Here is a 14,020-nt window from a genome sequence, read left to right as displayed (position 1 = left end):
CTGCTCTGTCTTTTTACTTCAGCCAGCGTATTTGATATGGCGCCAGCGAAATCAGGCCATTGGTTAATACCAGGTTTTGCTGGCTAATTAGGTCTAGCCGCTGATTACCCTCAATACCGACATGCTCAGCTTTTACAAACTGCTGGTGCTCACTGAAATTGCATAAAGCGATCATTTCTTCCGTATTTGTTTTCCGTGAATAAGCAAACACATGTTCATTATTAGTCTGCAATATTTCTGTGCTACCTTCACCAAGAAGTGATTCTGACTTTCGGATTGAAATGAGCTTTTTAAGACCAGAAGAAATAGCAAATTCTGGACTTCCTTTCGCCGTCGCCCTTTTTATGGACTTGTCGTTTACAGCGATACGATGCACCCAGCGGTCGTCCGCAAGTTTGTTTATATCACTTTGATAACTGTAGTCATTCAACAAACCAAGTTCATCACCAGAATAGAGCAAGGGAATACCACCAATACTCAGAATAATCGAATGCACCATGAGTATTCTGGCAACAGCTAAATCGATCAGCGCTTGGTCGTTTTGCTCTAAGGCGCTTTCAAGACCGGCTAACGACGCAAGAGAGCCACAGACTCTGCAATCTCCTGTTTCCTTATTTTCAGCAAATGCGACTCCTTTGGCAAAACTACCTTCGAAGCGACCAGTAAAAAACTGATTCAAGAAATAGCGATGGTCATGGGGATTGATACCCAAATCATAGGCAACAGCATCATCGAAGGTCCAACCTATATCATCGTGACATCGGATATAGTTAACCCAGGCACAATCTGGGCTGATAGCAAAACTTTGTTGCATTGACTGTGTCAGTAGCTTCGTCTTTCGAGTAGCCAAGCTATTCCAAATAAGCGCCATTAACAGTGGGTTATAAGACAGTTCGCACTCGTCTTTCCCAATATATTTGAGTACTTCATCAGGATGAACAATGGCTTCAGATTTAAACACAACACTGGGCGAAACAATTTTTAAGCACGCATTGAAGGCGCTAATTAAGCGGTGCGCTTTTGGCTGGTTTTCACAGTTAGTACCTAACTCTTTCCATATAAATGCCAACGCATCTAACCGTAATGCATCGCAGCCGATATTTGCTAGAAATAGCATTTCTTGGGTGATGGCATTAAAAACAGCCGGGTTAGAATAGTTTAAATCCCATTGGAAACTATTAAACGTTGTCCACACCCAACGCTTCGAAGTGTCGCACCAGGTGAAGTTACCTTTGCGCACTTGCGGAAAGATTTCTCGCAAGTGTGTTTCATACTGATTCGGCAAGTCTTTCGACTCAAACATCCAGTAATAATCTTGAAATTCAGGATCACCCTGCTTGGCTTTTTCTGCCCATTGGTGTTCATCAGAGCTGTGGTTGAATACAAAGTCTAAGACCAAATGGATACCCGCCTGTGCAAATGCATCAGCCAAAGCAGCCAGTTCTTCGATAGTCCCTAACTTCGGGTCAACTTGACGATAGTCAGATACGGCATAGCCGCCGTCGCTGTCGCCCTCAGGCGATTTGTATAAAGGCATGAGGTGAATATAAGTCACACCTAAATCCACAAGATAAGGAATACGATTTTTTAGTTTGGCGAGGTCACCTGCGAATAAGTCAACATAACAAGCAATACCAAGGCTCTTGTGGTCTTTGAACCAAGGCCCATCATTCAAGCTTGCCTCATCTTTTTTCTTAAGCGCAGGCTTTCTCGCGTCAAAAGCATCTCTCAGGCTGACCATAAGTTGCTGGAGGTGATAATAGAAATCATACTGATCTCCATATACGTCCAGTAGCATGCTGAACAACAGGGGAAACTCTTGCTGCAAACGGTGCTCAAAGACTGTCTTTTGGGCTGCCGAAAAACAGCTCAAATCCAAGTCATGTATTAATCTTGCTAAGGTTTTCTCAGCTTCGCTACTGAACTTCATATGAATTTAAACGTTTAAGTTACTTTGTTAATATAAATATACATAACAAACAGCGTTTAAACAATGATAAAAAGAAAATTCATTAACAACGCATTTACAGGATAGTTTGAAACTGATAGTGTTAACTTAATCCTTTAAGACGGTTAATTAAAGAGATAAGTTGTGTGTCCCTGTCGCCATTCTCATTAGTGGCGGCACATTTAAAAAGGCGCTTCTTTCAGACGGAAGCGCCTTTTTTTCATCCAAGATTTAACAGAATTACGCAGCAGCGGAATCAGCTTTGACAGCTGGCTTACTCATTAAAATATGGTCATAAGCAGCTAGAGAAGCTTTTGCACCTTCACCCATCGCAATAACTATTTGTTTATATGGCACGGTCGTTACGTCACCACAAGCAAAAATACCTTCTTCGCTTGTTTGTCCTTTCTCATTGATAATTACTTCACCATACTTGGTTAAATCAACGATGCCTTTAAGAATACTACTATTTGGCACTAATCCAATCTGAACGAAGACACCTTGTAACTCTTTTTGATGCACTTCACTGGTGTCCCTATCGATATATTCAATGGCATTCACTTTACCATCAGCCGCTAATATCTCTTTAGTCTGAGCGTTTTTAATGACCGAAATATTGTCACGAGCATTAATTTGATCAATCAGTACTTGGTCTGCTTTCAACTCTGGTAGAAACTCAAAAACAGTGACCGATTTTACAATACCTGCCAAATCTAGGGCTGCTTCGACACCAGAGTTACCACCACCGATGACTGCAACGTCTTTTCCTTTGTAGAAAGGACCGTCACAATGTGGGCAGTAAGCAACGCCGTTACCAATATTTTCCTTCTCTCCAGGCACGCCTAGCTCTCTCCAGTTTGCACCTGTTGCTATGATGATAGTCTTCGTCTCAACCACTTCACCAGAGGTGAGTGTCAGCTTCTTAATATCACCTTTTTCTATACTGTCTACTCGCAAATGCTCACGTACATTCACTTCATAGTCATTAAGGTGATCCATAAGTGAGTTAGTTAATTCAGGCCCAGTGGTTTTAGGCACTGAAATAAGGTTTTCAATACCCATCGTGTCTTTTACTTGTCCACCAAAACGGTCCGCAACAATCGTGACATTTAAGCCTTTTCGAGCAGAGTATATTGCTGCTGCCACGCCAGCTGGACCACCACCAATAACCGTGACATCTTGTAAAGGCAGTTGCTCTACATCGTTACTCGCTTGGAACATCTCAGCTTGCGTCTCACCTAACTTGTCGATCAATTTTGCCGTATCGATTTGTCCGGTAGCAAACACTTCGCCATTCATATAAACCGTCGGCACACCCTGAATACCTTTCTCTTCAATAAGGTCAGGGTAAACGCTGCCATCAATCATTTCGGCTTCGATATTGTCATTCAATAGGGCAAATTGATTCATCGCTTGGACAACATCTGGGCATGCGTGACAACTTAAGCTCACAAAAACTTGGAACTTAAGTGGATTGACGACTTTTTTGATCATCTTTTGGATGCTCTCATCCAACTTCAATTTAACGCCACCAGACTGCAGTACAGCAAGGACAAAAGAGTTAAACTCATGACCACCAGGCACACCAGAGAAGACGATACCAGTTGGTTTCCCATCTACGTCGAGTCCGAAAGTCACTGGGCTGCGAAAACGCTCACTGTCATCTCTCTCTTCTAGTGTTATTTTGTCTGAAATCGATGCGAATTGGCTTAACATATCTTTCAGTTCGCTACGTTTGCTGTGCTCACCCGTTTGCAGAACGAGTGTCACCTTGTGTTGCATATCTTTCGTGTATTGCGCTAGGGCATTCAATATATCTTTAGTTAACATCTCTTATTTCCTCTTTTCTCCCGCTGTACATTTCTTGCTATGTTGGCCTATGTACTCAGGGTCATTTATTCAGTTTTAGATAAAGAGTTTCACTCTGTATTCTAGTAATTTTAGTCATGACTATCCCGGCCATTTTTCAAGCCTAGAATGTCTGTGATAGTTTTATTCGTCTACGTGTGAGCACTAGGGCTAAAGCAGACTTTCCTTGAAAACTTAATCCTTCAGCAAAAGAATCAAGCCAAAATACGGACTGAAACTCTTTACTGGTGTCGCTTCTTTAAAAAGCGTTTGCTATTACACATGAGCGTGTCTCAAAGCGTTCAGTATTGCACCATTGCTACAAAACTTGGTGCGGGAATGACTGGGGAGTCTGGCTCCCCAATCGCATTAATCTAATTTGACTTAGATTTTACCTACTAGGTCTAGGCTTGGCGTCAATGTTGCTTGACCTTCTTCCCAAGCTGCAGGACAAACTTCGCCGTCGTTGTTAGCAACGTATTGTGCTGCTTTAACCTTACGAACCATATCTGCCGCAGAACGACCGATGCCTAAATCGTGGATTTCAGCTACTTTTACGATACCGTCTGGGTTAGCTAGGAAAGTACCACGTAAAGCACGACCTTCTTCTTCAATCATGATATCGAAAGCACGCGTCAGTGAACCTGTGGAATCAGCTAGCATTGGATATTTGATTTTGCCAATCGCGTCGCTCGCATCATGCCATGCTTTGTGTACAAAGTGAGAATCAGTTGATACTGAATATACTTCCACACCTAAGCCAAGAAGTTCTTCGTGCTTAGCCGCCATATCTTCAAGCTCAGTCGGGCATACAAATGTGAAATCCGCTGGGTAGAAAAGGAAGATGGACCATTTGCCTTTCACATCTTCACTAGTGATAGTTTTAAATTCACCATCGTGGAATGCTTCTACTGAAAAGTCTGGGATTGATTTGTTGATCATAGACATATTACGTTTCCTTTAAGTTTAGTAAGTAATGTTAAGAGTTAAAACGGTGTTCCGTTTTGCTTGATGTAAAGATAAGCGCAAAACATAAATAAATAAATTGAATAAAATCGATTCGCTTAACCAGATTAATTAATTAGAGAACAAGGCTTGAACAAAAAGTTCGAGAACTCACTCGTATCCACATAAAATTTACCTTTATGCTTACTGCCGCTTCGCGGTTAAGGATCCATAGTGATGGCGAATTAGTACGATTCAAGGGGGCTAACAATATTTATTCACTTTTGTTTAAATTTTAAGTACTTAAAACGTGAAAAACAGGCAAGTGTCGCCGTTTGTCTTGGTAAGCTTGATTGATCATCGGCGACAATGGTTCAAATCTAAAGTTGGCTTGAGTGTTGATGAAACACATCGTGACATTGCATTTTCATAGTTTAGCAGCCTACCAATAAACTTCTGCATTCATTGCAACTTTACGACTTTTCTCCATCACTGTGATAACGCTGTTTAGCTTATCGCTAATCCAAGTGTTTAAGTCGGCACTATCTTCTATATCCACTTCGTCTAATACACTGCGTAAGAATAACAAGGCTTTAATTTCTTCAATGCCTTCAATCAGGTCCAACCAAGGCGCTCTGAATTTACCTCGGCTTTCAGCGAATAAATCGGCCAATAAAAACCCTGTCATCAAGGTCTGTTTGAGCAATACTTCTAAGGCAATATACTTGGTATGGTCCATGCCTTTTTTAGCGGGTAAACTTTGCATCACTGTTTGCCAGCCCTGAGACAACCATCCTTTTGCATGTTTAAGCACAGGAATTTGGTGACCTGTCGCTTGATCTTGCCATGGTTTTTCAATCAACAAACGCGACGCCCCTAATTGCACCTGCGAACTTTCAATAGACAAAAGTAATTGCTCAGGTGATTGCACGCTAAGTAAGCCCTCTCTACGTCCATTTAAGTAACTCAATAAGGATTGGTTCTTTGGGATTCGACGGCTGAAAGGGCCTTTTTTAGAGCGTAATTTACGTATACATTGGAGGTCATCTTGCCAGCTCCATTGCTCAGACAGCACTAGCAATTGTTTGTGTAAACTAAGAAGCTCTTGGCACTGCAAAACCGGTAGATACAAAGAAACCCCTTGTAAAAGTAAGTGCACGCTTTTAGCAATTTCCGTTAAGGCACCCTGATGCCCTGTTTGAAGAAAAACATATTCATGATGTTGCCAATGAGAAAGAGCGCATTCAATGGCTTTACATAGACCATCTTCAGTGCTGTCATCGTTGGTCAGTGACAGAAAGTCTGGTAACGACCGCGTTTCAGGCATATTGCCGTTGAGGAGTTGATACCCTCTGGCTGCTTTAGTCACATTACTCAGGCGAACCGGTGTTACTTTGCTAATTTCGTCAGCCAGGTCGAATAGTGCCGACGGTGCACCCGTTTTTAATTCTATTTCAATCTCACTGATCGGCAGACTTTCGTTTTGGCGTTTGACAGCACCTGAATCAAACACCAACTCAATGTGATTATCACCTTCTTTAATATCAAAAGTGACGCGATGAAAGTGCGTTGAAAATTGAACCACCAATTGTCGGTTAATTTCTTCAACATTAATATCTTCGGACCAAATTTCTCGCTCGAATTTTTCAAGGTCTGGTTGAGAAGAGTCAATGTCAACGTTGTATTCAGGCCGTTGATGCAATCCTCCCTCTACTTTGCCTTGGGTTTTTATAGTCTGCTCAATTTGTCCGTTAACTGTTCTGACTCGACAGCCCATTTTTCGTTGCCCTAAAAATTGCTCCGGCGTATCGTAATAATCATTGAATACATCGAAGGCAGCGCGTTCCAATGTCCCTTTCAGTTTAGGCATGATTTGACGTTCAAAGGTAGCTAAGGCATCTTGATCAGCAACAAGTTTTAACTCAATTTCCATGGTCTATATATCGTTCATTTGGCAGCTAAATAGGCTGCTTACAATAGCTTTGAATGTGAATATTCGCAAACCTTTCAACAAGCGACTTGTTATCACTAGCATAAGTCCCTAATATTTATGTTAATCACGAAAACAGCAAATGGTGTAGCGAATAACTATGCAGGTAAACTTGGCCTTTTTAACAGTAGTATTCCTATTGTTATCTCCTCTCAGTTCAGCACAAGAAACCGAACAAGAAACAGACGCTCCACGCGAGGTTCGTTATATTTCTGACGAGCTTTTTATTTATTTACACGCGGGGCCCGGAAGAGACTTTCGTATACTCGGTTCAATTACCGCGGGGACGATGGTGTCATTGCTCGAAGTAGATTCAAGTGCGGGTTATGCGCAAATAGAGGACGATAGAGGTCGCACAGGCTGGGTTGAATCTAAATTTGTGAGTCGAATCCCCTCCATTCGCGCTGAACTCACTCAAGCCCGAGAAAGGGTCGCTGAGCAACAAATTGAAGTTGATGAAGCACTGAACGCCATGCGAAAAGCCAAGCGCGATCGTCAAGATGCTGAAAAGCAACGCCTCAGTTTGAATCGAAGTCTAACCAAGAGCCTTGAAGAAAAAGCGGAACTTGCTCGTGTCATTGACCGAAAGGATCGCAATGACCAAATGCGTTGGTTTACTCGCGGAACAGTGCTTGCTTTGGTCAGTGTTTTGTTCGGCTTTCTACTTGGTTTGTATGCTCGTAAGCGCGGAAAATCAAATCCTCTTCTTTAATGTTCATCGTCCTCAAGCAATAGCTTGAAGTAGGAAAGCCTTATGCTCACCTTGCTTTTTATTATTAACGTTGCAGGCACCGCCGCTTTTGCTGTATCCGGCGCTTTACTTGCGGCTAAGAAAAAGATGGATTGGGTAGGTTTTGTATTCATCGGTAATGTTACCGGTATAGGTGGTGGCACACTCCGAGATGTGATCCTCGATGTCCCTGTTTTTTGGCTAGTAGATTGGTACTACGTGGTAATTTGTAGTGTCTCTGCTGTTATCACTTACTTTGCTACTCAACAAATCTCGCGAAAGTCCAAGGCATTACTCTGGGCAGATGCAATCGGTATGGCCTTATTCAGTGTGTTAGGTGCACAAAAAGCACTTTCTTTAGGGGCCGAGATACCGGTGGCAGTCATTATGGGTGTCTTCAGTGCGTGTTTGGGTGGGATTATTCGAGACGTTATTTTAAACGACGTACCAGTGGTATTCCAAAAAGAGATCTATATTACCGCCTCTCTGCTCGGCGCAATTGCTTATTGTGTCTGTGACAGCCTACTTGATATCCGGGGGCTTTATGCTGTGGCAATAGGGTGTGTTGTCGCGTTCGGTGTCAGAGCCTTAGCCATACTGACTAATCTATCGATGCCCGCGCATCGCGGGCTTCAATAGCTTTACAACCTTACCTTCGCTAGTGTTAATCGTCATCCTCTACCATGGTCATCAATGAGGTATTACCGCCCGAGGCCGTAGTATCAATACTGATTGTTTTCTCAGTCACTAAACGTTGTATCAGGTTGTCATTATATTCAGCTGTAATAACCGGTAATATTGCGCCTTGACGCTCAGCCAGTTTTGCCGATATATGGGCACTTCGATCGGTGTTACTGTCGATAACCACACCGGCAAGGTTTTCATGCACCAATAAGGCCTCTAAGTGACGTAGTTTAGCCACTTGGAATACATGATTGGGCGCCCCAGTACTCGCTAGCTTATCTCTAAAAGTGCATGCTTCGTCATAAAATAAATCTGAGACCACAGAGATAACGGTATTACCGGTTGCAAGTGCAGTTACGATAGACAGTGTCCAATATTCAAACGTAACGTCTTTATCTGCGAAACAAACCAATATGCCACGCGGCTCAAGATGTAGAGTATTTGACTCCCCAGTTGGTCCAGGTAGTTGCATGGGCGATTTCAAGCGACGTTCGATTGCTATCAACTGGGTTCTTGCTGTTGCTAAAGTTTTGTTCAAGTCATCGGCGAGTTCTTCAACGCTTTCTACGTTGGCTACTTTTGCCAATAGTTGACGTACAAACGAAACACGGTCATTGAGAGCAGACAGTCTCCACTTGTTTTCAATGCCCACTGCTGCGTCCATCAGATCATTTGCTTCAGCAACGGCTGTGTCGTCACTCAAAATCGCTTTATCGTCTTCATATTTATCGATTTGTGAGGCATCTTTTGGCGTCGCTTTTTCTTTCATTAATCGTGGTAAGTAGTTTGGACCGCCAGCTTTAGGACCTGTTCCAGAAAGGCCTCGTCCGCCGAAAGGCTGCACACCCACTATTGCACCAATCATATTACGATTGATATAAACGTTACCCGCTCTGGAGAGTCTAGCTAATTCGTTAGCTCTCTCTTCAATACGCGAATGAATGCCCATTGTTAGCCCAAAACCAGTGCCGTTAATTTGCTCAATAACCTTATCGATATTTTTTCCCTTGAAGCGAATAATGTGTACACAAGGACCAAATACTTCGCGCTCCAGTACATCAATATTGTCAATTTCAAACAGATGAGGAGCAAAGAAAGTACCATTTTCACTTGGCATATCGCATTTGTAGATCAACTTCGCTTTGCCTTCCATTGCTTCAACATGGCTAGTTAATGAAGATAAGGCTTTTTCATCGATAACCGGTCCGATATCGGTTGAGAGTTTAGAGGGATCGCCTAGGCTCAGTTCTTTCATCGCACCGACAATCATGTCAGTCACATCATCTGCAATATCTTCTTGAACGAATAGCACTCTTAACGCACTACAGCGTTGTCCAGCGCTTTGGAAACCAGACATCACCACATCGTCCACGACTTGTTCTGGTAAAGCCGTTGAATCGACAATCATACAGTTTTGACCACCCGTTTCCGCAATCAAGGGGACTTGCTCAGTCCCTCGTTCAGCGAGAATTTGAGAGATCAAGGTACCGGTTTGGGTAGAACCAGTGAACATGACACCTTGAATGCGCTCATCCGGTAACAGGACTTCTCCCACATCAGGACCACGCGCGACAACAAGGTTGACCACATCTTCTGGCAAGCCTACTGAGATCATCAGTTCCAAAGCACGCTTTGCTATTAAGCTAGTTTGTTCTGCTGGCTTGGCCATGACGGTATTGCCCGTCACTAAGGCCGCTGCGACTTGTCCTAAGAAAATGGCCAACGGGAAGTTCCATGGGCTAATACACAAGATAGTGCCGCGTGGCACTAGACGGTCTTGAGGATCTAAGCGTTGTGCTTCAACCGCATAATAGCGACAGAAGTCCACAGCCTCTCTGACTTCATCAATGCTGTCTTGCGTTATTTTGCCAGCTTCTTTTATGCACAAACCAATAAGTTCATCCATATGGCGTTCGAGGATATCTGCTGTTCGCATCAATAACTCGGCTCTTTCGTCTACCGGTACTTGAGACCATGACTCAGCGGCTTTGCTCGTGCGCGACAACATCTCTGCCATTTGCTCTTTCGTATGCAACTTATGGTAACCGACGACTTCATCGAGTAAGGCAGGGTTCTTCACTACAATCACGTCATCGCTATCAGTTTCAAGTTCTGAAAGCTGTCGAGTGTATTCCTTGAACCAGCGGTCAAGTCTAAATGAAAAGTTCTGCGTTTCTGTCACATCATAAATATCAAAACCACGAGAATTAACACGAGCTGGCTGATACAAGTCGATAGGCATGGCGATTTGACGATTTTCACGTACTTGCAGCCGCTGCGTTCTTTCAACAGGATCTTCAAGTAGCGCTTCAACCGGTTGGCTATCATCCACTATGGCATTCACGAAGGATGAATTAGCCCCATTTTCTAATAAACGACGAACTAAATAAGCCAACAAGTCTTCATGTATCCCGACCGGTGCATAAACACGACACTGAATATTGTCTTCTGTTACGACTTGGTCGTATAAGGAGTCGCCCATGCCATGCAAACATTGGAATTCAAAACCTTCTTTATCATCGCCAGCCAGTTCAATAATGACTGAGGCGGTGTAGGCGTTGTGGGTCGCGAATTGAGGGTAGATAGAATCTCTGTAAGCCAATAATCTGTTAGCGCAGGCGTGATAAGAAACATCCGTTGACGTTTTGCGGGTAAACACAGGAAAGTCATCAAAACCTCCCTGCTGAGAATGCTTTATTTCTGTATCCCAGTAGGCGCCTTTGACTAAACGCACCATAATTTTACGACCGACTTTTAAGCTAATATCACGCAGCCAATCAATCACAAAAATAGCGCGTTTTTGGTATGACTGAACCGCTAAGCCGAAGCCGTCCCAACCTGCAAGATCTTCATCGCTATACACCTTTTCAATGATATCCAAAGAAATATCTAAACGCTCAGACTCTTCAGCATCAACCGTTAGGCCGATATCGTATTTCTTTGCCATAAGACACAGTGCTTTTAGCTTGGCTGGGATTTCTTCCATAACACGCTCATATTTCGCAAAATCGTAGCGTGGATGAATAGCTGATAGTTTTACTGAAATGCCCGGACTTAAGCGAGGCCCACGACCTTTCGCTGCTTTACCTATGACTTCAATGGCTTTCACATAGGCGTCATAGTAACGGTCGGCGTCGCGCATTGTGCGAGCACCCTCGCCCAACATGTCATAAGAGTAAACATAGCCTTGTGTTTCTTTTTCAGCAGCACGTTCTACCGCGTCTTCGATACTTTCGCCCATCACGAACTGTCGGCCCATGACTTTCATGGCTATTTTCATCGCTCGGCGGATCACTGGCTCACCCAAGCGGCCCATGGTTTTCTTCAATAGGCCAAACTGCTCAGACTTACGTTTATCTGCGTAATTCACCATACTGCCAGTAAACAATAAACCCCAGGCAGAAGCATTCACAAATATCGAGTCACTATTACCTAAGTGAGGTGTCCATTCACCTTTAGACAATTTGTCACGAATGAGCTCTTCTTGAGTGTGTTTGTCTGGTACTCGAAGCAAAGCTTCAGCAAGACACATTAATACCACACCCTCTGCTGTCGATAGTGAATATTCATTTAGCAGTGCATCAACACCGCCGTGTCCTTCTTGCTCCCTGCGAATTTGCAATACCATTCTGCGTGCCCGCTCCCATGCGCGACTGCGAGCCGCCATGTTGACTTCCGCTTCAGGCAAAATATGGTCAATCGCCTCCGATTCATTGATACGGTAAAACTCGCGAATTTTTTGACGGATTGGACAAACATTTTGAATACTATTGTTCACTAACATTGAAAGACCTCAAAGTAAGTTCAGCAGGGTTACAATTTGCCCGTACGATAATCGCAATTGAAAGCAAAAACTACCTTTGTGAATACTTTTTTTCATTTGACTGTCTTTAAAAGGAAACAGAGCCTATTAATTTGATATCAATTTGCACTATAGATTGGTTGTTCAACGCTTATTCTGTATGATGTTCATAGCGGTTGTTCTTTGTTATTTTTGAGCGTTTCTTCTATGCTTTTTGTTAGCTCAAAAGCAAATCAACCAAAATTATCTTCGTGTAATAAGGATTGTTATATGCATCAGCGTCTTTCTCGTTCAGTAAATGTTTGGTCACAGTCAGGAAAAGTATCACTTTGGATTGTCATCCCCTTGGGCATTGTGGCTGCTCTTTTCGTCCTTTATTTTCTATTTGCAAACCCACTATTAAAAAGCTTGGCGCAAAGTGCTCTTGGCGACGCATCGGGTGCAGAGGTGAACATTGAAGAAGTTGACCATAGCCTTTTCCCATTCGGCATCAGTATGATTAGAGTGCAAGCCACCGATAACAACATGCCTAGTCGAAATAAAGTTGAAGTAGGCATGATCAAAGCAGACGTGGATCTCCTTCCATTGCTTGGTAAAAAGCTGATTGTCGAAGAGCTCATCGTGCAAGATGTCGAGTTTGATACAAAAAGAGCCTCAGAAGGTGCTGTTTATGCACAAACCGATGCTCAAGCATCTACGTTCGCGTTTCCAACACTGGAAGACTTGCCAAGTGTTGACGATGTTCTTAATAACTCACCGCTAAAAACAAGTGCTGCAGTAGCCGAAGCCAGCGAAGTCGTTGAAAAGTACAAGACGCCTTTAAAAGAAAAATACGATGCGCTACCGAATAAAGAAAAGCTCGCCACATACAAAGAAAAGCTAAAAGCGCTGAAAGAGACAAATTATAAAGACCCTGTTGCTCTGGCAGCCGCCAAGAAAGAATTTGATGAGATTAAAGAATCGATAAAAGCAGATAAAGCCAAAATCAACGAGTTTGTCGCCTTAGCGAAAGAAGCGAAAGCTGCCAGTGCAAGTTCAGTCGCAGCCCTAAAAGCCGCTCCAGGTGAAGACTTCGATTTGCTCAAAGGCTTAGTTGCGGGTGACGAAGGGGCAATAGGTCAAGTAACCCAACACTTATTCGGTGATAAAGCTAAAATTTATACGCAAGGATTACTTGCAGCAATTGATATGCTAGCGAATTCACAAAGCGAAACAGAGGAAGAGACTGTAGACCCTGCAGCGGATGATGGCCTACCCAATGTATGGATCAAAAAAGCGTTGGTCAATATAAAGTGGCAAGATGAGAGCATTGCCTCAACGTGGGTAAATATCACTGACCAGCATGGTAGAGTTGGTCAACCCACTACTTTTTTGATTAATTCTAGTAAAGCTGAGCAATGGAACAGCATTGACTTAAACGGTACTTTCGAGATTCTCGCAGGTAAAGTGAACTCTAGTCAGCAATGGGATATTCAAGGTTTGGCTTTAAAAGCAGTTGAATTGGTCCCTGAAGAGTCAAAACAAAAACTCACCGCCATGCTGAAGTCTGGTCTCTTAGCCAGCACAGGTGGGATTGAAATTGTAGATGGGAAGTTATCTGGTTCTTCCATCTTTGACTTGAGCGCTTTATCTATGTCAGCGACGGGTCAGAATGACTTGACCAGCGCAATGGCAGAAATTGTGTCAGGTCTGAGTGAACTGAGCTTGAATACGAACTTTTCAGGTAGCTTGTCTAGTCCTTCAATTAAAGTAAAATCTGACTTAGATAAAAAAATGTTACAATCATTCACGCAAGGCTTGAGTGGAGAGAGCTCCGGCAAGCTGGGCGAATTAAAAAGTAAGTTAAATCAAAAAGTAGCGGACCAATTAGGTAGCTCGACGGAACAACTCGCATCAGTAGACGCATTATTGTCTGCAGCACAAGGTGATACAGAAAGTCTTAACGAGTTGCTTAAATCGCAAATGGATTCTGCTATTGATAAGAAAAAAGATGAGTTGCTTGATAAATTAGGCGACAAGTTATTTAAAAAGTAAGAAAATATAGCGTCGACGTTCGGCCTTATTCGAGGAAGC

The 14,020-nt window shown here is 43.1% G+C and carries 8 protein-coding genes and 1 pseudogene; 4 read left to right on the top strand and 5 right to left on the bottom strand.

Annotated elements, in window-relative coordinates; all coding sequences use genetic code 11:
- Positions 1-13 precede the first annotated feature (13 nt).
- From RM544_RS10980 to ahpC, 3 genes are all read right to left on the bottom strand, one after another.
- Positions 14-1,930, bottom strand: coding sequence for an alpha-amylase family glycosyl hydrolase (locus RM544_RS10980; RefSeq protein WP_311361838.1), 1,917 nt, complete (start codon positions 1,928-1,930; stop codon positions 14-16).
- Between the two features lie 258 nt (positions 1,931-2,188).
- On the bottom strand, positions 2,189-3,778 hold the full coding sequence (gene ahpF, locus RM544_RS10975; RefSeq protein ID WP_311361837.1) for an alkyl hydroperoxide reductase subunit F: 1,590 nt from the start codon (positions 3,776-3,778) through the stop codon (positions 2,189-2,191).
- Positions 3,779-4,180: 402 nt separating this feature from the next.
- Entirely contained in the window at positions 4,181-4,744 is a 564-nt protein-coding gene (gene ahpC / locus RM544_RS10970; protein ID WP_311361836.1) for an alkyl hydroperoxide reductase subunit C, read from the bottom strand.
- Positions 4,745-5,069: 325 nt separating this feature from the next.
- Here ahpC and RM544_RS10965 point away from each other — a divergent pair.
- Positions 5,070-5,168: pseudogene (locus RM544_RS10965) on the top strand (GAF domain-containing protein); the annotation flags it as partial.
- 15 nt (positions 5,169-5,183) lie between these two features.
- Here RM544_RS10965 and RM544_RS10960 read toward each other — a convergent pair.
- A complete protein-coding gene (locus RM544_RS10960; RefSeq protein ID WP_311361835.1) occupies positions 5,184-6,674 on the bottom strand; it encodes a CYTH domain-containing protein in 1,491 nt (496 codons plus the stop codon).
- A 157-nt stretch (positions 6,675-6,831) separates the two neighbouring features.
- On the opposite strand from RM544_RS10960, the gene RM544_RS10955 reads away from it, so the two are divergent.
- Both RM544_RS10955 and RM544_RS10950 read left to right on the top strand, forming a co-directional pair.
- Complete coding sequence (locus tag RM544_RS10955) at positions 6,832-7,443, top strand: TIGR04211 family SH3 domain-containing protein (protein WP_311361834.1); 612 nt, start codon at positions 6,832-6,834, stop codon at positions 7,441-7,443.
- 42 nt (positions 7,444-7,485) lie between these two features.
- Positions 7,486-8,100, top strand: coding sequence for a trimeric intracellular cation channel family protein (locus RM544_RS10950; RefSeq protein ID WP_311361833.1), 615 nt, complete (start codon positions 7,486-7,488; stop codon positions 8,098-8,100).
- A gap of 25 nt (positions 8,101-8,125) precedes the next feature.
- Here RM544_RS10950 and putA read toward each other — a convergent pair whose 3' ends face one another.
- Complete coding sequence (gene putA, locus RM544_RS10945) at positions 8,126-11,929, bottom strand: bifunctional proline dehydrogenase/L-glutamate gamma-semialdehyde dehydrogenase PutA (protein WP_311361832.1); 3,804 nt, start codon at positions 11,927-11,929, stop codon at positions 8,126-8,128.
- Between the two features lie 288 nt (positions 11,930-12,217).
- On the opposite strand from putA, the gene RM544_RS10940 reads away from it, so the two are divergent.
- Positions 12,218-13,981, top strand: a complete 1,764-nt coding sequence (locus tag RM544_RS10940) for a TIGR03545 family protein (protein ID WP_311361831.1) — start codon at positions 12,218-12,220, stop codon at positions 13,979-13,981.
- The last annotated feature ends 39 nt before the right edge of the window (positions 13,982-14,020 follow it).

Origin of the sequence: Brumicola blandensis, assembly GCF_031846165.1 — a bacterium.
Lineage (GTDB): Bacteria > Pseudomonadota > Gammaproteobacteria > Enterobacterales > Alteromonadaceae > Glaciecola > Glaciecola blandensis.
Note: the sequence above shows the minus strand (reverse complement) of the source record. Positions and strands in the feature narration are given on the sequence as shown.

Bases quoted from the DNA above. Each gene is read 5' to 3' on its own strand.
- RM544_RS10960 (WP_311361835.1), bottom strand. From the start codon at position 6,674: ATGGAAATTGAGTTAAAACTTGTTGCTGATCAAGATGCCTTAGCTACC.
- RM544_RS10980 (WP_311361838.1), bottom strand. From the start codon at position 1,930: ATGAAGTTCAGTAGCGAAGCTGAGAAAACCTTAGCAAGATTAATACAT.
- RM544_RS10955 (WP_311361834.1), top strand. From the start codon at position 6,832: ATGCAGGTAAACTTGGCCTTTTTAACAGTAGTATTCCTATTGTTATCT.
- RM544_RS10940 (WP_311361831.1), top strand. From the start codon at position 12,218: ATGCATCAGCGTCTTTCTCGTTCAGTAAATGTTTGGTCACAGTCAGGA.
- RM544_RS10950 (WP_311361833.1), top strand. From the start codon at position 7,486: ATGCTCACCTTGCTTTTTATTATTAACGTTGCAGGCACCGCCGCTTTT.
- ahpF (WP_311361837.1), bottom strand. From the start codon at position 3,778: ATGTTAACTAAAGATATATTGAATGCCCTAGCGCAATACACGAAAGAT.
- ahpC (WP_311361836.1), bottom strand. From the start codon at position 4,744: ATGTCTATGATCAACAAATCAATCCCAGACTTTTCAGTAGAAGCATTC.
- putA (WP_311361832.1), bottom strand. From the start codon at position 11,929: ATGTTAGTGAACAATAGTATTCAAAATGTTTGTCCAATCCGTCAAAAA.